The sequence below is a fragment of the Spirosoma radiotolerans genome (assembly GCF_000974425.1).
GTDB classification, from domain to species: domain Bacteria; phylum Bacteroidota; class Bacteroidia; order Cytophagales; family Spirosomataceae; genus Spirosoma; species Spirosoma radiotolerans.
Genome location: NZ_CP010429.1, coordinates 6,880,441 through 6,905,166 on the forward strand (window position 1 = coordinate 6,880,441; position 24,726 = coordinate 6,905,166).

General features: G+C 49.0%; 20 protein-coding genes. 4 read left to right on the top strand and 16 right to left on the bottom strand.

The window, feature by feature from the left end; genetic code table 11:
* Positions 1–52 precede the first annotated feature (52 nt).
* Together SD10_RS28010 and SD10_RS28015 are read left to right on the top strand one after the other, a co-directional pair.
* The gene (locus SD10_RS28010; protein WP_046578706.1) at positions 53–3,073 is read left to right on the top strand and encodes a tetratricopeptide repeat protein; all 3,021 of its coding nucleotides are present in this window, start codon (positions 53–55) and stop codon (positions 3,071–3,073) included.
* Positions 3,074–3,103: 30 nt separating this feature from the next.
* On the top strand, positions 3,104–3,826 hold the full coding sequence (locus tag SD10_RS28015) for an ABC transporter ATP-binding protein (RefSeq protein ID WP_046578707.1): 723 nt from the start codon (positions 3,104–3,106) through the stop codon (positions 3,824–3,826).
* 84 nt (positions 3,827–3,910) lie between these two features.
* Here SD10_RS28015 and SD10_RS28020 read toward each other — a convergent pair whose 3' ends face one another.
* The 5 genes from SD10_RS28020 to SD10_RS28040 all read right to left on the bottom strand — a co-directional run bounded on the left by SD10_RS28020 (position 3,911) and on the right by SD10_RS28040 (position 10,816).
* Positions 3,911–5,089, bottom strand: a complete 1,179-nt coding sequence (locus tag SD10_RS28020; RefSeq protein WP_046578709.1) for a Gfo/Idh/MocA family protein — start codon at positions 5,087–5,089, stop codon at positions 3,911–3,913.
* A gap of 127 nt (positions 5,090–5,216) precedes the next feature.
* Complete coding sequence (locus SD10_RS28025; RefSeq protein WP_046578711.1) at positions 5,217–5,702, bottom strand: GyrI-like domain-containing protein; 486 nt, start codon at positions 5,700–5,702, stop codon at positions 5,217–5,219.
* 274 nt (positions 5,703–5,976) lie between these two features.
* Entirely contained in the window at positions 5,977–8,136 is a 2,160-nt protein-coding gene (locus SD10_RS28030) for a xanthine dehydrogenase family protein molybdopterin-binding subunit (protein ID WP_046578712.1), read from the bottom strand.
* 39 nt (positions 8,137–8,175) lie between these two features.
* A complete protein-coding gene (locus tag SD10_RS28035; protein WP_046578714.1) occupies positions 8,176–10,344 on the bottom strand; it encodes a xanthine dehydrogenase family protein molybdopterin-binding subunit in 2,169 nt (722 codons plus the stop codon).
* On the bottom strand, positions 10,331–10,816 hold the full coding sequence (locus tag SD10_RS28040) for a (2Fe-2S)-binding protein (RefSeq protein ID WP_046578716.1): 486 nt from the start codon (positions 10,814–10,816) through the stop codon (positions 10,331–10,333). The genes SD10_RS28035 and SD10_RS28040 overlap by 14 nt, the downstream gene beginning before the upstream one ends.
* 273 nt (positions 10,817–11,089) lie before the next feature.
* Between SD10_RS28040 and SD10_RS28045 the strand changes: the two genes are divergently transcribed.
* The gene (locus SD10_RS28045; protein WP_046578717.1) at positions 11,090–12,214 is read left to right on the top strand and encodes a sensor histidine kinase; all 1,125 of its coding nucleotides are present in this window, start codon (positions 11,090–11,092) and stop codon (positions 12,212–12,214) included.
* Between the two features lie 8 nt (positions 12,215–12,222).
* Positions 12,223–12,957, top strand: coding sequence for a LytR/AlgR family response regulator transcription factor (locus SD10_RS28050; RefSeq protein WP_046578718.1), 735 nt, complete (start codon positions 12,223–12,225; stop codon positions 12,955–12,957).
* Positions 12,958–13,096: 139 nt separating this feature from the next.
* Here the strand turns inward: SD10_RS28050 and SD10_RS28055 are convergent, their stop codons facing one another.
* The 11 genes from SD10_RS28055 to SD10_RS28105 form a co-directional block, all read right to left on the bottom strand.
* A complete protein-coding gene (locus tag SD10_RS28055; protein WP_046578719.1) occupies positions 13,097–14,896 on the bottom strand; it encodes an acyl-CoA dehydrogenase family protein in 1,800 nt (599 codons plus the stop codon).
* Between the two features lie 290 nt (positions 14,897–15,186).
* Positions 15,187–16,365 carry an acetyl-CoA C-acyltransferase gene (locus tag SD10_RS28060; RefSeq protein ID WP_046578721.1) on the bottom strand — a complete coding sequence of 393 codons (1,179 nt, stop codon included), beginning with the start codon at positions 16,363–16,365 and terminating at the stop codon, positions 15,187–15,189.
* A 237-nt stretch (positions 16,366–16,602) separates the two neighbouring features.
* Positions 16,603–17,157 (bottom strand): NADH-quinone oxidoreductase subunit J family protein, encoded by a 555-nt coding sequence (locus SD10_RS28065; RefSeq protein WP_046578723.1) that lies wholly within the window; start codon positions 17,155–17,157, stop codon positions 16,603–16,605.
* A gap of 41 nt (positions 17,158–17,198) precedes the next feature.
* The gene (locus tag SD10_RS28070) at positions 17,199–17,765 is read right to left on the bottom strand and encodes a NuoI/complex I 23 kDa subunit family protein (RefSeq protein ID WP_046578725.1); all 567 of its coding nucleotides are present in this window, start codon (positions 17,763–17,765) and stop codon (positions 17,199–17,201) included.
* A 95-nt stretch (positions 17,766–17,860) separates the two neighbouring features.
* On the bottom strand, positions 17,861–19,018 hold the full coding sequence (gene nuoH / locus SD10_RS28075; protein ID WP_046578728.1) for an NADH-quinone oxidoreductase subunit NuoH: 1,158 nt from the start codon (positions 19,016–19,018) through the stop codon (positions 17,861–17,863).
* 81 nt (positions 19,019–19,099) lie between these two features.
* The gene (locus SD10_RS28080; protein WP_046580267.1) at positions 19,100–20,185 is read right to left on the bottom strand and encodes a 2Fe-2S iron-sulfur cluster-binding protein; all 1,086 of its coding nucleotides are present in this window, start codon (positions 20,183–20,185) and stop codon (positions 19,100–19,102) included.
* A gap of 67 nt (positions 20,186–20,252) precedes the next feature.
* A complete protein-coding gene (gene nuoF / locus SD10_RS28085) occupies positions 20,253–21,593 on the bottom strand; it encodes an NADH-quinone oxidoreductase subunit NuoF (RefSeq protein WP_046578729.1) in 1,341 nt (446 codons plus the stop codon).
* A gap of 5 nt (positions 21,594–21,598) precedes the next feature.
* Positions 21,599–22,102 carry an NADH-quinone oxidoreductase subunit NuoE family protein gene (locus tag SD10_RS28090; protein WP_046578731.1) on the bottom strand — a complete coding sequence of 168 codons (504 nt, stop codon included), beginning with the start codon at positions 22,100–22,102 and terminating at the stop codon, positions 21,599–21,601.
* 147 nt (positions 22,103–22,249) lie between these two features.
* On the bottom strand, positions 22,250–23,482 hold the full coding sequence (locus SD10_RS28095) for an NADH-quinone oxidoreductase subunit D (RefSeq protein WP_046578732.1): 1,233 nt from the start codon (positions 23,480–23,482) through the stop codon (positions 22,250–22,252).
* Between the two features lie 67 nt (positions 23,483–23,549).
* Positions 23,550–24,050 carry an NADH-quinone oxidoreductase subunit C gene (locus tag SD10_RS28100; RefSeq protein ID WP_046578734.1) on the bottom strand — a complete coding sequence of 167 codons (501 nt, stop codon included), beginning with the start codon at positions 24,048–24,050 and terminating at the stop codon, positions 23,550–23,552.
* Positions 24,051–24,127: 77 nt separating this feature from the next.
* The gene (locus SD10_RS28105; protein ID WP_046578736.1) at positions 24,128–24,673 is read right to left on the bottom strand and encodes an NADH-quinone oxidoreductase subunit B; all 546 of its coding nucleotides are present in this window, start codon (positions 24,671–24,673) and stop codon (positions 24,128–24,130) included.
* Between the last annotated feature and the right edge of the window lie 53 nt (positions 24,674–24,726).

Consider the following 24,726-nt stretch of genomic DNA (forward strand, 5'->3'; position numbering starts at 1 on the left):
AAACCTGTGTAGTTTAACGACACTAACCCGAGGCTAATGGCGTTTCTCTTTCATGTCATCTTTATTTTTCTGGAAAGATTGGGGCCGCCCGTATCGGCTTACCTATCTGTTTAGCTTTATTGCCTTCATTATCAGTATTCTTTTGCTGGCTATCGTCTGGGCAAAGGGGCTTACGAACGTTGTTCATTGGGACGTACTGAGCGAACTGAACGAATTACCCATTACTTTTCATAGCTTCTCCGATGGCCTGCTCGACTATGCTGTCGATGGAAAAGCGTATGCCGTTTCTGAGCAATTTATTCCCTCACGTATGGAGATACGGCCGGGTGTAGCTACGGGTTTACTGGTTGGCATCTGCCTTTCATTTGTGCTTCTGATGAGCGCCATTACCCGCTTTAGCCGGATACGCTACCTCATCAGTATGGCTGTGCTGATCCTTGGTCTGGCTTTCTTTCGGTGGGAAATGCTCGAAATACCGGGGCTGGGCAGCAATTATCTATTTCTACTACTGACGTTTATCTTCGGATCAGTCAGCTACTATTTCCATGCGTTCCGGCCCGATCGTACCATCCTTGTTCGGCTTAGTATCTTTGCCCTGCTTACGACGCTTATTGTAGGGAGTTTGGGGGTATTGTCGCCCGTTAAATTTCCGGCTTTGGTCATTGTGAGTTATGGGATGCCGGTGCTGCTGGTCTTTAGCATCGGGTTCATTTTCTTCATAGCCACAGAAATCATTGCCGGGCTGGTTTGGCTCACATCGGCCGGGCGTTCCGAAGCAACCGAGGGCGCAACGAGCCAACGGCGGGTGCTGGGAATGAATAATTTCCTGTTCATCAGCTTCCTGTATTTGATTAATCTGGTGCTCATCTGGCTCAAAAACACCAAATTCATTGATTGGGACGTGCTGGCTATCAGCCCATTTGTACTCTATCTTATTTCCGTCACACTGGGCGTATGGGGCTTTCGGCGGCTAATCGAGCAGCAGGACGCTTTTTCGTTTCGCGACGCCGGGGCTTACTTCTATTTGGGAATGGCGTTACTCACGACGCTCACTATTGGGTACGCCTTCGCCACAGCCAATGATCCGCTTGTGGAGATGTTTGAGGATGTAATTGTATACACCCATCTGGCTATGGGCGTTGTTTTTGTGGCCTATATTCTGATTAATTTCTGGCCAATCTTTCAGCAAAATCTGCCCGTTTATCGGATATTGTACAAACCAAAACGGCTTGAGTTAAGCCTGTTTCGAGTCGTGGGCGTGTTTGGTGTCGTTGTGCTGGTCGCGTCTGGCGGGGCCATTGCGTTCCGGCAGAGCATTGCGGGTTATTACAACGGGCTGGGTGATCTGTATACGGCTGCTAATGAGCTGCGATCGGCTAATGCCTTCTATCAACTTGCGTTAGAGCAGGAGTTTCAGAACCATAAGTCAAACTACGCGCTGGCTTCGCTGGCCTTATCTCAGAATAATCAAACGGCGGCTGCTTTCTTCTTCCAGCAGGCGCTCCTGAAGCAACCAAATCCGCAGGATTACGTGGGGTTAAGCCAGACGTATCTGCAAACGAATCTATTTTTTGAGGCCGTAAAAGCACTCCAGCGGGGTATTCGGGCATTCCCGAAAAGTGGGGAGTTGCAGAATAATCTTGGGTTTCTGTATGCCCGGACAAGCGTGGCTGATTCGGCTTATTACTACTTAAAATCGGCAACGGCTCAGGCTGAGCGGGACGAGGTTCCGGAATCCAATTTATTGGCTTTTTATGCCCGCAATCCTAACGTTATAGCGGCTGATTCGAGCTTGCTTTCGGATCAGAAAAAGCTGGATTACGAGTCGTATCAGGCCAATGCGCTGGCTCTTCGGCTAATTGATCCCACAACGACCAGCCAACCGACTAAACCTACCTGGCTGGCGAGCGAGTCCGCTAAGCACGGATTAAGTGTTGGGCGTTTTACCAGTTTATACAATTATACCCTCGCTGAACAAACTCCCGACAGCGCCGTAATGGGTACACTTAAACGCCTGTCGCAAGATCCTGCCAACCAAGATTTTACGGACGATTTACTGCTGGCGCGTGCTGTAGCTGAATACAAGAGCCATAATCAGCCCGTTGCTTTTAGCCTCCTGGGCCAGCTAGCGGAGAATGACCAGCGTAATGGGGCAGCGTATCGGTCTATAGCGGGGTTGTGGTTGCTGGAGCAGGGTTTATATCGTCAGGCTGCCGAAACATTTGGCGAGAATACAGATACCACATCGATCTATTATCGGGCCGTGGCTTATACCAAAGCCAATGATCCCGCCCTGGCGCAGTCGTTTTGGGAAATATCGGCTAAAAGTGATTCGGCTGTGGCCGCGTTAAAACAAGTGCTCTATCAGGAACGTAAACCCCAAACGGATCTGGAAAAGGCTTTTTATGCCATTTACCGACTGGATGACGCCAACCGGGGAGCTTATTGGGAAACGATTTTAGACCCCAGTCTGAAAACGGTGGCGGGTGTGGCCCTGATAAACGATTATCTGGAGCAGATGCAGTGGCGAAATGCCCAGTTGGTCCTTTCGGGCCTACCCAACGCGAAACAGGTAAACCCCGTAGCGACTTCCCTGCGAAATGTGGCAGCCATTCGTTTATCGGCTTTTCGGCGGAGCGTCGGTTCGGCGGAGACGATGGCGAAAGAGCTCATTTTACCGCAGCATCAGGCTGAGCGGGATTACTGGCTGGGACAAACGTACGAGCGTACGCGACGCGTTGATCAGGCGCAAAAAATGTATCGGCAGGCTCTTCAACTCGCCCCTTTGAATGCCCGCATTGTTTCGGCAGCAGCGCAGTTAGCTCAACGGAAAAATCAAACGAAATCGGCTTATGATCTCGTCTTAACGGCTCTTCCCTTCAATGAAGACAATGCCGATCTGCTGAAGACATACATCACCTTGTGCCTGTCGTTAAGCCTGCCCGATTACGCGGAGAGCGGATTAGCAAAGCTACAGGCCGCCACTACGCCCACCGATTATCAGGCATTTATGGCGACTTATCAGGAAAAATTAGCGTCAATCGAAAAGAGTAGAGAGAAGTTTCTACAATAAAGTAGATTTGTCTATTCAGCCTGCCAAACTATGAATATTATTGAAACCCGCAGTATTGCCAAGCGTTATGTAATGGGTACTGAAGTAGTCGATGCGCTCAAGTCCATCACGATTAGTATTCAGAAGGGTGAATATGTTGCGTTTATGGGCCCGTCGGGTTCAGGCAAATCCACACTGATGAACATAGTCGGCTGTCTGGACTCACCCACATCCGGTCAGTACATTCTGAACAGCCAGGATGTGAGCGGCATGGGCGAAAATGAACTGGCTGAGGTCCGGAACAAGGAAATTGGCTTTGTTTTTCAGACATTTAACCTACTGCCCCGACAAACGTCGCTCGAGAACGTAGCCTTGCCGCTCATCTACGCTGGCTACAGCAAAGCCGACCGTACTGAAAAGGCAATGATGGCGCTGAAAAATGTAGGTTTGGAGAACCGGGCTGGTCACCGGCCAAATGAGCTTTCGGGTGGTCAGCGGCAACGGGTAGCCGTTGCACGGGCGCTGGTCAATGATCCAAGTATTTTGCTGGCCGATGAGCCAACGGGTAACCTCGATACCAAAACCTCCTACGAAATTATGGACCTCTTCGACCAGATTCATAGCAAGGGCAATACGGTCATCATGGTTACTCACGAAGAAGACATCGCTGAGTATGCTCACCGCATTATTCGTCTCCGGGACGGCCTTATCGAAACAGATCGACAGAATACGAACATTCGTAAAGCTCAAGTGCTGATGCAGTCGCTGGGATAAACGCTTTAGGAATTGTTAATTTATGCTGCCCAGCTAGTGACGTGTGCTTCTTAAGCCAAATGTCGCTAGCTGGGCAGAGTCTTTCTAGGCCTTTAAATTGATCTTTCTGCCCGTTTCGGCAGCCTGATAAACGGCTTGTAAGAGTTTAACGTCGCGTAGGCCTTCGGCACCAGTCACGTGGTCGGGCAATTGTTTACCCGCCAGAAGATCTTTACAAACGCCATCCATGTGGGCAGCCTGGTGGTTGACAACCGGTTGCTCGATGGGACCTTTGCTGGTCATGCCTTTGAGCGGGCCATAACCAAAAGCAGGAGATAGCTCAAACCAGCCTTTCTCGCAGGAAGCCCGCAGCCGCTCAACACCCGCCGTGTAGCTCGTGGTTGAGTTGGAAACGGCTCCGCTCGGAAACTGGAATTGCCAGAACATAGTCTCTTCAACGTCTTTAAACTTATCCGGCTCGGTTTTGGGCGAAAACTGGGCGGTTACCGAAATGGGTTCTTCGCCTGTTACGTACCGGGCGCCCTGAATGGCGTAGATGCCGACATCCATGAGTGGGCCACCGCCCGCCATTGACTTTTTCATCCGCCACTGCGTTGGATCACCGATGCGGAAACCGTCGCTGCTTTCTACAAACTTAACGGCTCCGAATACCTTCTCCTGCCCAAGCCGTATCACTTCTCTGGTAAATGGCTCGTAGTGCAGGCGGTACCCAACAGCCAACTGTTTGTTCGCCTTTTTGCAGGCATCGATCATGTTCTGGCAAGCCTTTGGCATGATTGCCAAAGGCTTTTCGCAGATAACGTGCTTGCCCGCCTGGGCCGCTCGAATAACATACTCTTCATGCATGGAGTTGGGTAATACAACATACACGACGTCGATGTCTTTGTTATCGGCGATCCGGTCGAAGGTTTTATAATCGTAGACGTTCTCCTTCGGAATGTTGTACTTCTTCATCCACTCGTCGGCTTTAGCAGGCGTACCGGTCACGATGCCGGCCAGGCGGCAATTCTGCGTCAGCTGTAAGGCCGGCGCTAACTGGTTTTTGCTATAGCTGCCCAGGCCGACCAGCGCAATCCCCAGTTTACGACCCGGCTGCGACAAATCTGCCGAATCAAGGTTGCTGGCTAGTGAATAAATGCGGCTGTGCTCGTTCTGGAAAGAAAGCGTTTCGCCATAGCCAAGAAGCGGTAATGAAAGAGCCGATGCACCTGCACCAAGGTTTCGTAAGAAGGTGCGCCGGGAATTGAAGTCTTGATTTTTCATGAGTAGCCGTTTAGGGAGACCCGTTAATGCTAGGTTGGTTAAATAAGCTCTGGAGTCCATAAAAAAAGCACCGAAGCTGGATTTTCTACCAACTTCGGTGCCAAGTAATTCTATGTCTGTAAAAGCCTTAGGCGAGCTTAAGCTGGATCTCAGTTACGCAACGCGACGGATTTTCCAGATCAATGATAGTGTATACCTCACGCACGTACCCATCGTTCTGATTCCCATCCCGATAAAGTTGCCTAAAAAGCGCATCATATACCTGCCCAAATTCACTCCAGGGGCCTCTATAGGTATAAAAGGCGCATCGAAACGAAGGAAAGACCTGATAGGAAAATGTATCTGGCTGACTACCCGGCTGGCGAATAGGCAGGGCAATGTCCAGATGGAATTCATTCGTTTCATCACCGTTGACACCCGTGTAAATCCATTGAACCGGCCCTATTACTTCCAGACCGAGATGATTGGCTTCTGCATACAGCCTAGTAACAACATCGCTGGTATGACGCGATAAGGTTGGCAAGGTTGCGCGGGTAGTAAAGCAGAGACCGGTAAAGGCCGGTATTTCTTTAATTTGAAGGGCTTTTTCGGGAATTTCCAATTGTGTTGTCATGATTTGTTGGGATTTGTAAATGACCATAACAAAGATCGCGTGGAGCGCTGACAGCCCTATGTCAGTAACGTTTGCGTTTGTTAAGCATGATCATAAACAAACGAGCCAGTTCCGGTTTAAGGGCTGGCTCGTATTGATAAAGTGATTATTCGTTCTGGTATTTACCAGGTAGGCCAGTGAAAATAACTTAAACGATTCTAACTTCGTCACTTATTATTGAGGTGTGGGTAACTCAAAAAACAAGGCCCAGCGTTAGGCAGAAGTATCCTTCCAATCAGGGCTTGCCGGAATTGTCCAGGCTAATGGGTAACTGTCGAATTCGCTTTCCGGTAGCGGCAAAGAGTGCATTGGCCAGAGCGGGGGCAATGGGCGCCACACCTGGTTCGCCAGCACCCCCCATTTTGCCGTTACTAGGTACAATGTAAACCTCAATGGTCGGCATCTCATCCATGCGTAACATGCGGTAGTCATGAAAATTGCTTTGCTGCACGTGCCCATTTTCGAGTGTTATCTCGCCATACAAAGCCGCCGTAAGCCCGAAAACGATTCCACCTTCCATCTGGGCGCGAACACCGTCAGGATTTACCGCTAAACCACAGTCGATGGCGCATACCACACGATGGATACGTACCGACTGATTCATAACGGATACTTCGACTACCTGCGCCACGTAGCTTCCCATTGCTTCGCAAACGGCTACTCCTCTAAATCGGCCTTTGGGCAAGGGGCTGGCCCAGTGGGCTTTTTCGGTCGCCAGATTAAGTACTGCCAAATGGCGAGGGTGATTTGTCAGTAACGAACGTCGGTAATCGACGGAGTCTGTTTCTGCCAGCGCTGCTAACTCATCTATCAAGGTTTCCATGACAAAAACTGTGTGGGTGCTACCGACCGAACGCCAGGGAAGAACCGGAACGCTGGCCGTTGTAGTATGCAACGCAAAAGACTGGTCAGGAATGGTATCAGCGTAAGGCCCCCCTGTGGTAACCGAACTATAATCGATTCCTTTTTGAACGATCAGCCCAGCTAAGGGCGTATTAGAAAACAGGGATTGACCAACGATTCGGTGCTGCCAAGCCATTGGAAATCCATCGGCTCCAACACCAATCTGCACCCGGTGGACGTAAACCGGCCGGTAATAGCCTCCTTTGATGTCGTCCTCCCGAGACCAGATCAGTTTTATAGGTTTTTTACTGGCTTTAGCAACATGGACCGCTTCCATGATCCAATCGTCACTGAACGAGCCGCGCCGGCCAAAACTCCCGCCCATAAACGGTTGGTGAACTATAACCTGTTCAGGCTTCATGCCCAGAAAGGCCGCAATTTCGGCCTGATGCAGTAGATGCGACTGCGTGCCCGCCCAAACCTCGCAGGTGCCTGCCTGAATCCGTACCGTACAGTTGAGGGGTTCCATAGGAGCATGAGCGAGATAGGGGAAATAAAACGACGCGTCGATGGTTTTAGTAGCTCTGCTCAAGGCCGTCGACACATCTCCTTTTCGCTGGATAATTTGCCCTTCCGTTCTGGCCAGTTCGTTGTAGGTTTCCCGTTGTGACGAACTGTTGATCATTGGATCCGCTCTGGGGTTCCAATCAATTTTCAAGGCATCCCGCCCCTGTTTAGCCGCCCAGAAATTATCTGCCAGTACGGCCACGCCCGTTGGAATCTGCACAACCTCACGTACACCAGGAAACGCTCTTGCCTGCGTCGCATCGAATGACTTCACAGTACCACCAAAAACGGGTGAGTGAGCTACGACAGCGGTGAGTAAACCCGGAAACTGGATGTCGATACCATAAGTTGCCCGGCCATCAATTTTCGCGGGTGTATCCAGCCGATGCTGCGGTTTACCAATGTATTTCCAGTCTTTCGGCTCACGAAGAGTAACGATTGGAGTGGGTGAGCTAGCCGCTTCGGAGGCTACGGCACCGTAACTAATCCGATGGTCGCCAGCGATGACATAACTGTTCTCCGTTCGACATTCATTGGGCTGCACACCAAGTTTTCGGGCTGCCGCACTCACCAGCATCGTGCGGGCTGTGGCCCCCGCCATCCGATAGCGGTCGAACTCCTGAGTGGTCGTCTCTGACCCACCCGTCGACCGATAGACTACGTTTTCCAGGAAATCACTGGCTATGCCCGATGGGCTGTGGGCTACCTGTATGTGCTTCCAGTCGCAATCCAGTTCTTCGGCAATCAGCATAGGTAAGGTTGTCCAAATGCCCTGTCCCATTTCAACTTTCGACAGAATAATATGAATGCTATTGTCCGTATCAATTCGCAGAAACGCGTTCAATAGGACCGCTCGTGCCGCAGGTAATTCAGTCAGTAAAGGATTCGCCCCAACCGGAACACCAAACGCAATCAACAAGCCACCGGTAGCAAGTGTACCGATTTTCAGAAAATCCCGGCGGTTTAGCTGACCATTGTTATACATGCTAACTGATCTTGAGCGTGTGACAAAGAATTTTACCTGTTACAATTCGTCTAGCTTAAACGGCAATGTTCGTATGCGGTTGCCGGTCAGGTCGAAAATGGCATTGCACAACGCTGGTGCAAACGGAGGCAGTCCTGGCTCACCAACGCCCCCGGCTCCTTCGTCATTTTCCATGATATGGACCTCAATTTCCGGAGTATCAATTAGGCGTGGCATTGCGTAGCTATTGAAATTTTGCGTCACGGCTTTCCCTTCCCTGAAGGTTGTAGCATGCTTAATAGCCGCTCCCAGGCCCATAACGATACTGCCTTCTACCTGTGCCCGGATAGTATCCGGATTAACATACCAGCCGCAGTCGATAAGCGCAATTACTTTATCAATGGTTAGTTTCTTATCCGATTGGCGGGACACCCGAACCACATGGCCGCAAATACTACCGAAACACTCCGTAATGGCTACTCCCCAACCTGTTTGTTTCCCTCTCGATTCCCACCCACTTACGGTCACCAGTTGGTCGATGAAAGCCGTGTATCGGGTATTGTTAAGGTGTTTTTTTCGAAATGCCAGCGGGTCTTTTTCGACTGCGTGGGCTAGTTCATCGATAAAACTTTCACAGGCAAAGCCGTTGGTAGATGCATACACCGAACGCCACCACATAACCGGCATGGGAGCGCGGGTACCTACGCCCCCAAAACTGTAATTTGGAATTGTGTTCAGGTATGGACTCAGCATGCCTTCCATTGTGCCCATGTTGTGCTGTAAGGGCTTGGGTTCAGGATAAGGTTCGGGGCTCCATGCCTGCCCGATCCACTGAGCCGCCGTGATAGCCTGAAACGCCAGTATCTTTCCGGCCTTGTCAATGCCTCCTTTGCAGGCATACATCGCTCCAGTACGAAACGGTCCCTGGCTCATGTCATCTTCCCGGGTCCATACAACCTGAACGGGTGCCTTCATTTTTTTGGAGAGCAAAGCTGCTTCGTAAGGATAGTCTGGAAAGGCTTTGCGGCCGAAACCACCCCCGAGAAAGGTCATGTTTACGCTGACGTTTTCTATCGGAACGCTCATGCGCTCACTCAGGTCGGCTTGTATCCAGTTTGCTTCCTGAATCGGGCCCCAAATGTCGATGCGATGGTCCTGCACATGAGCCGTGCAGTTGAGAGGTTCCATGCAGCTATGCGACTGGTATGGTGTCTCATAAATAGCGTCTATCTGTTTATCAGCCTGTTGCAACGCTGCGTCAAGGGCCACTGATGGGCCAACTTTTTTAAGGTTTTCCCGCATTTGAGCCGAAATCTGTTCACTATCCAGGTGCTCGAATCCGTTATCATGCCAATCTACGGTTAGTACCTTTCGTCCCCGCATGGCTGCCCAAAGCGAATCAGCAACGACCGCTACACCTTCGAATAGATCACCAAAAACGGGCCGATGCACGATGAAGACTTGTTTTACGCCTGGTATTGCCTTCGTTCGGGTGTCGTCAAACCCGTTTACTTTTCCACGAAACCGGGGGCTTCGTTCGACCACTGCGTATAGCATTCCCGGCAGTTTCTTATCCAATCCAAATTGAGCTTTGCCATTTGTCTTGAGCGGAATATCCAGTCGGTGTAAGGGCTTCCCGACGAGCGTATATGCCTTCCGTTTTTTCAATGGTACGTGTTGTGGCGGTTCTGCACTGGCGGCTTCTTCCACAAGTTGCCCATATCCAATCTTCTTTGCCGTTGGGCGATGAATGACCTGCCCATGGGCTGCGTAACAATCGGATAGCGGCACGTTCCACCGTTTGGCGGCTACTCCGATGAGCATTTCGCGGGCCGAAGCGCCAATTTGCAGCAACTGTTTGTACCAGCCCCGTACCGAAAAACTTCCTTCTTGCGGTTGAGGACCGAACGCTTTGGGGTTAGCCGGTGCTGATACAACCTTGACCTGATGCATGGCCACCTCCAGTTCTTCGGCAATCATCTGCGGAATCGCCTGGGCCGTCCCCTGACCCATTTCTGAGCGATGATTCATAATGGTCACCTTACCCGTGGTATCAATGGAGATCCAGGCGAGGAGTGCCGTTTCTGTACTGGTGGTTTGAATATTGATAAGCTCAGGTGCCGTTCTGCCGGATGCTGGCAGGCAAGCACCAAGAGTCAGGGCGATGCCCGATAGTCCAGTCTGCCAGATGAAATTCCGCCTGGACAGTTCCTGTTTACTGATTTCCATGCGTATTGGTTTTAAAAGGTATACCCGCGGCTCGCTTGATGGCTTTTCGGATACGGGGATAAGTGCCACAACGGCAGATATTTCCCTGCATGGCCGCGTCAATATCGGCATCGGTTGGATGCGCATTGGTTTTTAAGAGTGCAACAGCAGACATGATCTGACCGCTTTGGCAGTATCCGCATTGAGGAACCTGTTCGGCAATCCACGCTTTTTGCACCGGGTGCGTATTATTGCTGGAAATTCCTTCAATGGTGGTAACGGGCTGACCTTCTACAGCGGATATGGGAAAAGAACAGGATCGGATAGGAGCTCCGTTGAGATGCACCGTGCACGCGCCACACTGCGCAATACCGCAGCCGTATTTTGTTCCGGTCAATCCAACAATATCCCGGATCACCCACAGCAATGGCATTTGAGCATCGGCGTTAATGGCGTATTTTTTTTCGTTGACTGATAAATTGTATGTAGGCATACGAAGGTTGATTTGGGCTGCCTGGTAAAGAAACGGCCAACAAAAATCAACCGGAAAACGAATTGACGACTGACCCGGTAATGTTGACGAAGTGCATAAAATCAACGATATGCTAAACACAAACTTCCGGAGTGGTACCCATGTGCCGGTCGTCTAGTCAATCAGGTCGTTGGTCAATTAGTTTGGTCAACTCATGTATATAATCGGTATAAACTCACTCAGGCTGTGTAACTTAGGACGGCTCTTAGCTGATCAAACAAACTCTGCTTACCCATGCCGCGTGCATTCTCATATAGCCAATTAAGCCGGAGCTGGTTTGTGAAATACAAGCTGTATCACCTTCCATTCTGGTTTTTATATCATTACCTCTGGTGGGTTGTTACGCTGGGCAATCCGGTGAGAGTTTTTGAGTCGCTGGTTGTCTTACCCTACGCGCTCAAGTACAGTTTCTATGTTATTTTTCAGGCACTGGCTGTCTACTTCAATCTTTATTACTTAATTCCCAGATACCTGGAGAAGAGTCAGTTCGCCACGTATATAGCCTGCCTGGTTCTGACCGTATTATGGGCTACGCTTTGCATTGTTGGTGGGTACTATTTCAGTGCTTATTTGAGTGGACGAACGATTGCCGATCTGTATGGTCAATCGGCCTGTTTCAATACGTTTTTTAGTAATGCACTGCCATCGACTGTTGCCAGTACCACGCTGGCCATGAGTATTAAACTGACCAAAAATTGGATCCAGACCCGGCAGCGGCAGCAACTTTTAGAGAAAGAAAAACTGGAAGCCGAACTGACATTTCTAAAAAACCAGTTCAACCCGCACTTTCTGTTCAACACCATCAATTCCATCTTTTTCCTAATTCATAAAAACCCGGATATGGCATCAGAATCACTGGCCAAATTTTCCGGATTATTACGCTATCAACTCTATGAGTGCAACGACCGGCACATTCCGCTGGTGAACGAAGTTACGTACCTGGAAAACTTCATCGAATTGGAAAAGCTTCGTCAAAACAGCAATGTGACCGTTCGTTTTGAATCACCCAGGTCCATTAGCGGACAATGGAGCATCGCCCCGTTTATTCTACTGACCTTTGTCGAAAACGCGGTTAAGCACGTTTCTAAACATGCAGACAAGCCTAACTGGATTCGGGTAAAGCTTGCCCTGGATGGTCAGAAATTACATTTTTCTGTAGTTAACAGTACCTCGCCCAACGCTTCGTCTGAAGTGATTCGTCAGGGTGGTATTGGCCTGAAAAATGTACAGCGACGGCTGGATCTACTCTATCCGGAACAGTATGAACTTACGATTCAGCACGGTCAGCATCAGTTTGAAGTAAAGCTGGCGTTAACCCTTTCGGATTGTATTGTAACGCCCACCCTACAAATAGCCTGAAGACCGCGATGAAGCTTACTTGTGTACTAGTCGACGATGAACCATTAGCTCGGGAGGGGCTGGCGAATTATGTACGAGACATTGATTTCCTACACCTGACCGGTACCTGCGAAAATCCACTCGACTTGCTCAGAATACTGGACCAACAACCTGTGGATCTGGTTTTTCTGGATATTCAGATGCCGAAGATGAGTGGGATCGACTTTTTGAAGATGGTACAAAAGCCACCGCTGGTAATTCTCACAACGGCTTACCCTAGTTTTGCGCTGGAAGGCTTTCAGTTAAATGTGCTTGATTACTTACTCAAACCCATTACGTTCGACCGCTTTTTTAAATCCGCCAGCAAAGCTCGTGACTATCATCGATTGGTCACTAAAGCCACGTCGGCTAGTCAGCCAAAAGAAGAAAGTGAGGCCGACTACTTTTTTATCAAATGCGGTAATAAATACGAGAAAATAGTAGTCAATGATATCCTGTTCATCGAAGGATTGCAGAATTATGTGACCATTTACACGCAGAAAGCCAGGTACGTAACAATGCTCTATTTGAAAAATATAGAGCAGGATTTAAATCATAAATTATTTATTCGAGTGCATAAATCATACATCGTTGCTATTAATAAAATCGACGGAATCGAGGGCAATGAACTATCTATTCAGACCCACCGCATTCCCATCAGCCGAAACTACCGGGAGCAGGTGCTAAATGACGTGCTCACCGATAAAGTGCTTAAAAAGAAATAAACCCGGAGAACTCCAAAGCCTGGAACCAGCCATGAATAAAATTGACCGTCTGGTCGACATGAATAAGCCGCTTCTCTAAGAACAGAGAAGCGGCTTATTTACAACCTTATAGAAAAAAGCAGGCCGGAGCTTACGTTTCCTAGAAAATGTATTTATTCTCGGCAATCATGGCGTCGGCAATCTGGCGACGGGCGTCTTTGAGATTCATTGGGTCAATTTTCGTGAATCGTTTCAAGCCCATCAACATGCCCCGTAGCTCATCGCCTTCAGCAAACGACGTAATTGCAGCCCGACCAGAGTTGTTGACTTTCTCAACCGCTTCATGTAAATACACCAGCGCCATTTGTTTTTGCAGGGCAACGGCTTCTTCGCCTTTTATACCAATTAGTTTTTCAACCCGTAGTAAAACTGATTCCGCCACGTAAATTTCAATAGCCATATCGGCCACGTTCATCAGGATTTCCTGTTCGGTTGAGAGGTTCATCATGAACTTTTGTACGGCAGCACCTGATACCATTAAGGCAGCTTTCTTCAAGTTCCGAATAACTTTTTTCTCAGCGACAAATAAGCCTTCCTCCTCTTCCATGGAGAAATCGGGGATGGACATGATCTCTTTGGCAACGGCCATAGCCGGACCCATCAAGTCAAGTTCGCCCTTCATGGCCCGCTTCAACAGCATATCTACGACGAGCATCCGGTTGATTTCGTTCGTGCCTTCAAAAATCCGGTTGATGCGCGCATCCCGGTAGGAGCGATCCATCGGTGCATCGGCAGAATAGCCCATACCTCCATACACCTGAACGCCTTCATCGACTACGTAATCCAGGACTTCCGAACCGTGTACTTTCATAATGGCGCACTCGATAGAAAACTGCTCCAATGCCTTCAACTTAGCCGAAGCGTCGTCGAGCCCCTGGCTTTTGAGGTCTTCAATCAGGTCGTCGATGTTCTGGCCAGCCCGGTAGGAAGCGGTTTCGGACGCGTATACTTTCAACGCCATCTCGGCTAGTTTATGCTTAATCGCACCGAATTGAGAAATGGCCGTTTTGAATTGTTTCCGCTCGTTTGAATAGCGGATGGCATGATTGATTACCTCTTTTGATCCGCCGACAGCAGCAATGCCCAGCTTAATCCGACCTATGTTGAGAATGTTGACGGCGATTTTGAAGCCATTGCCACGCTCCGACAAAAGATTCTCAACGGGAACCTTGCAGTCATTGAAGAAAATCTGACGAGTATCGGAGCCTTTGATACCCATTTTGTGCTCCGGCTCATTCATGGTGATGCCTTCGTAGCCACGCTCAACAATGAAAGCAGACAAATTTTTGTCCTCGTCAATTTTAGCGAATACGATATACACATCGGCGAAACCACCGTTGGTAATCCACATTTTCTGACCATTCAATATATAATGCGAGCCGTCTTCGGTCAGCTTTGCTTTGGTCTTACCTGAATTGGCGTCTGAACCTGAATCGGGCTCCGTTAAGCAATAAGCTGCTTTCCACTCGCCAGATGCCAGTTTGGGAAGGTATTTTGATTTCTGGTCTTCATTGCCATAGTACACGATGGGTAGCGTACCGATACCGGTATGAGCAGATAAAGCCACCGAAAAGGAATGGCCCGCGCCCGTTACTTCAGCGACCAGCATTGACGTATTGAAATTTGTGCCAAAACCACCGTACTGTTCCGGTACGGACGTGCCCAGAATACCCAGTTCACCGGCTTTGTCCATAAGGGATGAAATCAGTTCTGGCGATTTGGCATTGTCAATTTCATTCAGACGTGGCCATATTTCCCGCTCCAGAAACTCGCGGCAGGTAGCCGCAATCATCTGCTGCTCTTCGGTAAATTCTTCAGGAATAAAAACCTGTGATGCCTGCGTTTCTTTGATCAGAAATTCGCCACCTTTTAAAGAGGCTTTTGGTTCTGCCGCGATCATATTGAAAAGAGTTTATTATGCTTGCATACTAATTCGTTAACAAATAAAATCATTTCAAAATTAGTATGCAAGCATACTAATAATATTTTTAGTCAAGCGTGGACTGTAAGAAGAAATTATACTTTCGCAGACCGCTGCAGTGTCAGAAGCTGACTATTGAAACCTATGAAACGGATCTGATAATGAGTTTTTTAGCAGTAATAGTTTATCAACCACAGAGGCACAAAGAGCACAGAGGTTCCTAATGGACAGCTCTGTGCTCTTTGTGCCTCTGTGGTTGATAAACCTTTCTAGTTCAGTCGTTCAAAAATTCCGGCAACACCTTGTCCACCTCCAACGCAGGCAGAGACCATCCCGTATTTCTGGTCCCGACGGCGCATTTCATTGAGTAACTGCACGGACAACCGCGCGCCCGTAGACCCGAGTGCGTGACCCAGGGCAATAGCACCACCGTTTGGATTTATTTTACTGGGGTCGAGGCCCAGTTCTTGAATAACCGCTAATGACTGAGCCGCAAAGGCTTCATTCAGTTCAATAAGGTCAATATCGTCCTGTTTGAGTCCGCCTTTTTTGAGTGCAATGGGGATGGCCGCAACAGGGCCAATACCCATGATTTTAGGTTCAACGCCTGCCGTAGCATACGATACCATGCGGGCAACAGGCTGTAGATTCAATTCATTAACCAGGCGCTCCGACATCACGACGACAAAAGCGGCTCCGTCAGAGGTTTGTGACGAGTTACCAGCCGTAACCGATCCACCAGCCGCAAAAACCGGTTTTAACTTAGCCAACCCTTCGGCACTTGTATCTTTCCTAGGACCTTCATCCTGCGCAACGGTCCATTCGCGGGTTTTCTTTTTGTTACTTTCGGCGTCAAAATATGTTTCACTTACCTTGATGGGGACAATTTCATCAGCAAACTTGCCGTCTTTCTGAGCCGCCAGTGCTTTTTGGTGAGACGCGTAGGCAAACTCATCCTGCGCGTCGCGGCTGATATTGAACTGCTGAGCAACCTGTTCGGCGGTGAGCCCCATGCCAATGTAATAATCGGGGTGTGCTTTGGCAATCTCGTAATTAAGCGCTGTTTTCCAACCCATCACCGGCACCATCGACATGGATTCGGTGCCACCAGCAATGATGCAGTCGGCCAGACCAGCGTGAATTTTGGCGGAGGCAATGGCAATTGCTTCCAACCCGGAACCGCAATATCGGTTGATTGTCATACCGGGAACACTGTTGGGCAGCGACAATAAGGCAATGTATCGGGCAATCTGCATACCTTGCTCTGCTTCAGGCACGGCATTTCCAACGATAAGGTCTTCAACCCGAGCCGGGTCGAGTGAAGGAACCTGGCTTAACAAATGCTTAATAACTTCAGCCGCCATATCATCAGGGCGGGTAAAACGGAGTCCCCCACGTGGTGCTTTACCCACGGCTGTACGATATCCGGCTACAATGTATGCGTCCATAAAAATGCGATGTTGTTTTACTGATTAAGCAGGTACTTCAAGGCAATAACTTATTTTTTAGGCGAAAAATTACACCAGATTCGCGAATTATTATGCAAGCATACTATTTTCTTTTCACAAGTGCAACTTTGGTGGAGTATACCTTTTTGGGGCGCTCGCGCAATGACTGAAAAGAAAAAAGCCGCTCAATGAGCGGCTTAAAAAGTAGAGAAATCGCGTAAACCAACGAAATTCCAGTTAAAAATGGCGGTCGCCAGCTTCACGTTTGCCAAGCATAACAGCGCCCACCATGGCCACCAGAAACAGAACAGAGGCTAATTCGAACGGCAAGATATAGTCGCTGTACAGCAACCGGCCGAGGTTTTCAACGAGTCCCGTTTTATTGTTAAACGTTGCGGCACTCACCGTTGGCACTTGAGCGCTTTTAGCCCGGAAAATGGTGATCAGCATAATCATCAAAATACCGCCTACAACGACCGAAGCCATTTTAGTCAGGTTTGTTTTCGATTCTTCATCTTCTTTCCGCAAGTTCAGAAACATAATCGTGAACAAAAACAAAACCATGATAGCCCCTGCGTAGACAATGATATTTACTGCCGCCAGAAACTGAGCATTCAGCAAAATATAATGACCCGAAAGGCAGAAGAACGTGGCGATAAGCGCCAGAACGCTATAAATAGGGTTCCGGGCTGTTACAACACCAATGGCGCTAAACAGCGTAAGCGCCGTTAAACCCAGAAACAAATAGCCAGTCGGGGTTAATGTCTTGAAAAAGGTTATAAATTCAGTCATAGCTCAATCAACTAGAGAATGGTAGGGGAGACAACGGGCGGCTAGGTAGCCGCCCGCGTTAGACTTGGTTCGGTTGGAGTGGTCTGCACTTCTGAGTTAGCGATCCGGATATACCGGTCGTCCATTTTTTCGACCAGTTTATCTTTGCCATAGATCACATCTTCGCGTTCCATGAAAACCGGTACCATTCGGTCGTGGCGGAGGTAAACGGCCTGCTTTGGGCATGCTTCTTCGCACAAGCCACAGAAAATACAGCGCAACATGTTTATCTCGTAAACAGCCGCGTATTTTTCTTCTCTGTATAGTCCTTCTTCTCCTTTTTTGCGTTCTGCCGCTACCATCGAGATCGCTTCGGCTGGACAAGCAACCGCGCATAGGCCGCAGGCTGTACAACGTTCCCGGCCCTGTTCATCTCGTTTCAATACGTGGTGGCCACGGTAAATTGGGCCAAGGTATTTTTTCACCTCGGGGTATTGAATGGTCGGCTTCTTCCGGAAAAAGTGGCTGATCGTGATGGCTAACCCGCCAACAATGGCAGGTAGATACATCTTCTCAGCCAGCGTCATTTCCTTATTGCTGACTTGTTTTGAGCGATTCGTTAACTGCATTCTTTTTAGTGTTCAATTTTTTGGCTTTGGTTTACAGCTTTGGTTATGCGTAAGCTAACCCGGTACCAAAAACCATAAACCAAAAATCAGTTGACTTAGACTGTTGCCTGTGGAATAGCCTCGCGTTTCGGTGCTTTTGCTGACGATACCAGAACCATGACCACCATTACCACAACAATTAACCAAGTTGCGTATTTGAAATTGTATAATAAACCCGCGCCGGTCAAAACGACATTCAGAATCGACAGGGGAATCAGAGTTTTCCAGCCCAGGTTCATGAGTTGATCGTACCGGAAACGCGGTAGCGTCCAGCGAACCCACATGAAGAAGAAGATGAAAAAGAATATTTTGCCGAAGAATACCACAAAGCCAATGGCCGTTGCGATGTTATGCCCAGTGATTGCACCCATTGATTTTTCGAGAGCGCTGCCAACTTCGTTCATGAACGGATAATGGAACCCACCAAAATACAGCGATGAGATGAATGCCGATGAAACGAACATATTAATGTACTCGGCGAACAGGTAGAAGCCCAGTTTCATGGAGCTGTACTCGGTATGGTACCCACCAACAAGTTCTGTTTCGCACTCGGGCAGGTCGAAGGGTGTACGGTTACACTCGGCAAACGAGCAGGTCAGAAAAATAATGAACCCAATCGGTTGTGTAAATACATTCCACTCAGAGAAACTCGCCTGCTGATCAACAATGGCCCGAACGGATAGTGAACCGGTCATCATCAGGATGGCGATCATCGACAAACCCAGGGCAATCTCATAGCTAATGTTCTGGGAGGCAGCCCGGATAGCACCCAGCAGTGAAAACTTGTTATTCGACGCCCAGCCACCAACCATCACGCCATAAACGCCCAGCGATACAACACCAAAAATGTACAACACGCCGATGTTGATTTCGATGCCCTGTACAGGAATGGAATAGTTATCGAAGCGGATGCTATCGCCAAACGGAATAACAGCGCTTGACATCAGCGCGGTTAGCATAGCCAAACAAGGGCCCAGAATAAATAGCCACTTGCTGGCTTGTGAAGGAATAAAATCTTCTTTGAAGAACATTTTTCCCGCATCGGCGATGGGTTGCAACAGTCCCCAGGGGCCTGCCCGGTTTGGACCAAGACGATCCTGCAGGAAAGCCGCTACTTTTCGCTCAGCGTACGTCGAGTACGTCGCGATCAGGAGCGTTATCCCGAAAATGACCAGGATAATGATGCCTTTAACGAGTAATACGGTTAAGTCCATTTTTGTGTGGTATCGGGTTTGAGAATCCGACACTTTTGAAATGGGTGTCGAGTTTTAGAACCCGACACCACGTTAAATTAGTTAAACCTCTGGTTCTAAGGCTGATGGCAATACTTTAGCAAAACGCTCAGCGGGTAATTGCTGGATCGACAATTGCGACGTATCGCGTTCATCGTGAATCGGTTTATAATCGGCGGCTGCCAGACGTTCGCCAAAGCTTGGTTTGATTGTATCCGCCCGATATTTATTTGCTGATATAACTGAACTTCGGGAAATCTTGGTTGGCCCTTCAATGGTCCAGTCACTAGTTTTCTTTGTATCGAAGCGGCACGTGTTACAAATAAACTCGGTTACTTCGTTCCACTCATTTTTGCGCGCCGTTACCCGAATCACGTCTTCCCCCCGATACCACAAGGTTACTTTCCCTGAGCAGGTCGGGCAATCGCGGTGCGCATCAACCGGCTTCGTAAACCAAACCCGGTTTTTGAAACGATACGTTTTGTCGGTCAATGCACCAACGGGACATACGTCGATAACGTTTCCGGAAAAATCGTTATCAATGGCTTTCTCGATATAGGTGCTGATCTCCGATGCATCGCCCCGATTCATGACGCCATGAACGCGTTTGTTTGTAATCTGATCGGCTGTGTATACGCAACGGTAGCACAGAATACAACGCGTCATGTGCAGTTGTATGTAAGGGCCAATGTCCCGTTTCTCAAATGTCCGGCGATCTTCTTCGTAGCGGGTCGTCGCTTTGCCATGGTCGAAGGCAAAGTTTTGCAAATCACATTCACCAGCCTGATCGCAAACAGGGCAATCGAGCGGGTGATTCAATAAAAGAAACTCAACGATACCATTCCGGGCATCAATTACTTGCGGACTGGTTTCATTCTCGACAATCATGCCATCCTGAACAGCTGTCAGGCACGATGCAACCAGTTTTGGCATGGGCCGTGGATCTTTGGCTGACCCTGCTGCCACCCGAACCAGACACGCCCGGCATTTGCCACCACTACCTTTCAAGGGCTGGTAGTAGCACATAGCCGGAGGAGCTACCGCCGGACCTATCTTACGAGCGGCCTGTAAAATGGTCGTTCCTGGCTCCACTTCAACTTCAATTCCGTCAATAGTGACTTTTAATAGTTGCGGCTTTACGTCTTCCATATTGTATACTGCGGCCATAAAGCCGCAAATCATTCAGTTCTAAAACGGCATCTCAGCCGCCGTATAGTTAAACCAGAGCCATTTCACCCCGGTAAACAGCGCCCGGTTGGGTGGCTTCGGTTGGGTGGTCAATGTGCCACTGGAACTCTTCCCGGAAATGCCGGATGGCGCTGGCAACCGGCCAGGCAGCCGCATCGCCCAGGGGGCAAATGGTATTTCCTTCAATCTTCTTTGCCACATCGACCAGCAAATCAATGTCCTGCTGGTGCCCATGTCCGTACTCAATCCGGTGAAGCACTTTTTCCATCCATCCTGTTCCTTCGCGGCAAGGACTACATTGTCCGCAGGATTCGTGGTGGTAGAAACGCGAGAAATTCCAGGTGTTTCGAACGATGCAGGAGGTTTCGTCAAAAACGATGAAGCCTCCTGATCCCAGCATAGTGCCGGTTGCGAAGCCGCCATCGGAGAGTGACTCATACGACATCAATCGTTTTTCGCCATTCGCCAGCGTCAAGGCCAGATTAGCAGGCAAAATGGGGACAGATGATCCTCCTGCGACGAGTGCTTTAAACTTATGACCCGGACGAATTCCACCACACCACTCGTCCGCATAAATGAAATCTTCGACTGGAACGCCGAGATCAATTTCATAAACACCCGGTTTATTGATATGGCCCGATGCTGAAATTAATTTAGTCCCTGTACTACGTCCGATGCCAATAGCCGCATACGCATCACCACCATGATTAACGATCCATGACGTTGTTGCAATAGATTCAACGTTGTTAACCACCGTTGGGCTTTGATATAATCCTTTTACGGCTGGGAAGGGCGGCTTATTCCGCGGGTTACCACGTTTGCCTTCCAGCGATTCGAGCAAGGCAGTTTCCTCACCACAAATGTAAGCGCCACCGCCGGGTTGAACGACTAACTCAAGGTCGTAGCCGCTTCCCAGGATGTTTTTTCCCAGAAAACCTTTTGCTTTTGCCTCCGCAATGGCTTTCTCAAGGATATGAATAACATACATCAATTCACCCCGTACATAGATGAATGACTTATTGGCGCCCAAGGCAAACGACGAGATAATCATCCCTTCGATGAGCAGATGGGGAATGTTTTTCATCAGGTAGTGATCCTTGAACGTACCTGGCTCCGATTCATCAGCATTACAAACCAGATAGCGCGGAATGCCTTCCGGCTTAGCCAGAAAGCTCCATTTCATCCCCATCGGGAATCCGGCGCCACCCCGGCCCCGAACGCCCGCTTTCTTTACCTCTTCAACAATGGCTTCAGGAGTCATTGTCTTGATTGCCTTTTCTACGGCCGTATAGCCGCCCTGTTTCCGGTACACATCGAAGGTCTCAATGCCCGGAACGTTGATATGCTCGGTTAGTATTTTGGTAGCCATACTGGTTATTTCGACAATTCGTCAATGATCTCATCCACGCGTTCGTTGGTGAGGTTCATGTAATATTTCTCCCGAACCTGAAAGACCGGCCCCATGCCGCAAGCCGCCAGACACTCGACTTCTTTGAGTGTGAACTGACCGTCTACGGTTGTTTGCCCGGTGTCAATACCAAGCCGTTGTTTTAAGTGAGCGTATACTTCCTCACCTCCCATCAGGCAGCAAGGGCCTGTCCGGCAGTATTCGATAACGTGTTTACCAACCGGGTTGAGGTGGTACATGGTGTAGAACGAAGCGACCTCATAAACCTCAATCGGCTGAATATTGAGCATTCGGGCTACGTAGTCCATGCCTTCAGGGCTGGTCCAGCCTTCCTGCTCCTGCAACAAATGCAACAATGGTAACAAGGCCGATTTTTGCTTGCCTTCCGGATAGCGGGCAATAATTTCCTGCGCTTTAGCAACCCGCTCGGGCGTAAATGTTACGGCGGGATTAGTTGTTTCAGTTGTCATTATTTACAGCAGGTATTCGTCGTCAAGACTTCTTTCCAAGTCAATGTTGCTGGTTCAAACTTGTCTTTTCGAGATAAATTCATCTCGGCTTTCGCTTCATCAATGGCAGCACTTGTATTACGTTGCCAAACGCTTTCTAATTTAAGATTAGGCGTCCAGCTCACCGGCAATGACGTTCATGCTACTCATAATTACGATGGCATCCGACAGTGTCAGTCCTTTGCACATTTCCGGATAAGCCTGGTAGTAAATGAAACAGGGCCGACGGAAGTGCAAACGGTAAGGTGCCCGTCCGCCATCGCTGATCAGGTAGAAACCTAACTCACCGTTGCCGCCTTCAACTGCGTGGTAAACCTCGCCAACAGGAGCATCGATTTCACCCATCACAATTTTGAAGTGATAGATGAGGGCTTCCATGTTTTTATAAACTTCCTGTTTCGGAGGCAGATAATACTGAGGGGCGTCTGCAAAGTATGAACCCTCGGGCAGGTTATCGATAGCCTGCTGAATGATCCGAAGGCTTTGCTTCATCTCCTCATTCCGAACCATAAACCGGTCGTAAGTGTCGCCACTTTGACCGACCGGGATATCGAATTCAAAGTCTTCGTACGACGAGTAAGGGTTCATAACCCGCACATCGTAGTCAACGCCCGCAGCCCGCAGGTTTGGGCCTGTGAAGCCGTAGCTTAGTGCCCGCTCTGCCGAAATAGCGCCTACGTTAACGACGCGATCCATAAAAATCCGGTTGCGGTTGAAGAGGTTTTCAAACTCAGCCAGTACTTTCGGGAAGCGAACGAGTAATTCTTTGATTTTGCGGATAGCCGTGGGCGAAAGATCCCGTTCCATGCCGCCAATACGGCCCATGTTGGTAGTCAGTCGGGCTCCACAAACTTCTTCGTAGATCTCATAGATATTTTCCCGCTCCTGATAAATGTACAGGAAGCCGGTAAATGCCCCTGTATCAACACCCAGAATACCGTTGCAAATGAGGTGATCGGCCAGCCGGGCCAATTCCATCATAATAACGCGAATGTATTGCGCCCGCTTGGGGACTTCGACGCCCAGCAACTTTTCTACGGTCATGTGCCAACCCATGTTGTTGATGGGCGACGAACAGTAGTTCATGCGGTCGGTCAGGGTCGTAATCTGATAAAAAGGCCGACGTTCGGCAATTTTTTCAAAGGCTCGGTGGATGTAGCCGATTGTCTGCTCTCCCGACACGATCTTCTCACCATCCATTTGCAGGATGTTCTGAAAAATACCGTGGGTAGCGGGGTGAGTCGGGCCAAGATTGAGGGTTGTCAGTTCATTAACGTATTGAACCGGACCCTGCTCGGCAGGTAAGTTTTTATTCGCTATATCGAGTTCTTCAGAAACCATATTTAAAAAGCGAAAGAGCGAAAGAGTGAATGCGTGCTAATGCCGCTTTTCGCTCTTTCACCAGTAGTTATCGTCCAAACAGTGCATCAATTTTATCTTCCCGGGTTGCGTCTTCGAGCGGATACTCTTTACGCATGGGATGGTAATCCATTTCTTCCATGTTCAGAATCCGGCGTAAGTCGGGGTGACCATCGAAGAGAATGCCAAATAGGTCGAAGGTTTCCCGTTCCATCCAGTTTGCACTGGCATACAGTGGAATCATAGTCGGGATATGAATATCATCCGTCGCCAGATAAACCTTAATTCGTATCCGGAAATTATTTTGCAGGCTGTGCAAATGATACACCACACAAAACTCCTTCCCAACTGAATCTGGGTAATGGATCGCTGTAATATCGGTAAGGAAGCCGATTTTCAGCGTTGGATGTTCCTTCAGGTATTTAACGAGCGGAATAATCTGATCCCGGCTGGTCGAACACGTTAATAGGTTATACGGATCATCAAAATCCGTAACGCTTTCGCCAAACTGGTTTATTATTATCTGCGCAACCTCTTCGTTGGTCAGCATTATCAGGTAGTGAATGAGTGACTAAGCGAACGGGTGAATGGAGCAAAAATTAAGGTGATCCATTCACCCGTTACTGTTTATTGAATGCTATATGAATTAAGCAGTTGAGTATATTCTTCCGTATTGCGCCGACGGAGCGACTCATTTTTTGCCAACTCCTGCAACTGCATCACGCCATCCAGAATTTGCTCAGGACGAGGTGGGCAACCCGGCACGTACACGTCCACCGGAATAATGCGATCAATTCCCTGCAAAACGCTGTATGTATCGAAAATGCCGCCACTCGACGCACAGGCACCAATGGCAATAACCCAGCGGGGTTCGGCCATTTGAAGATATACCTGCTTGACGATCGGTCCCATTTTTTTGGCGATCGTTCCAGCTACCAGCAGCATATCGGCCTGACGGGGAGAGAAGCTGGGCCGCTCCGATCCAAATCGGGCTAAGTCGTAGTGCGATGCCATCGTCGACATGAATTCGATACCGCAGCACGAAGTAGCAAAAGGCAAAGGCCAAAGCGAGTTTGCCCGGGCTAGGCCAATAATTTTATCGAATGAAGTAGCCGAAAATCCCGGGCCATCATAACTCGCGGGGGCCTCAGCCAGCTTGATATCAGTTGCCATAAAAAACGTTGTAGTTGCTTACTGTAACAACGAATAAATATGCTCTAAAATTC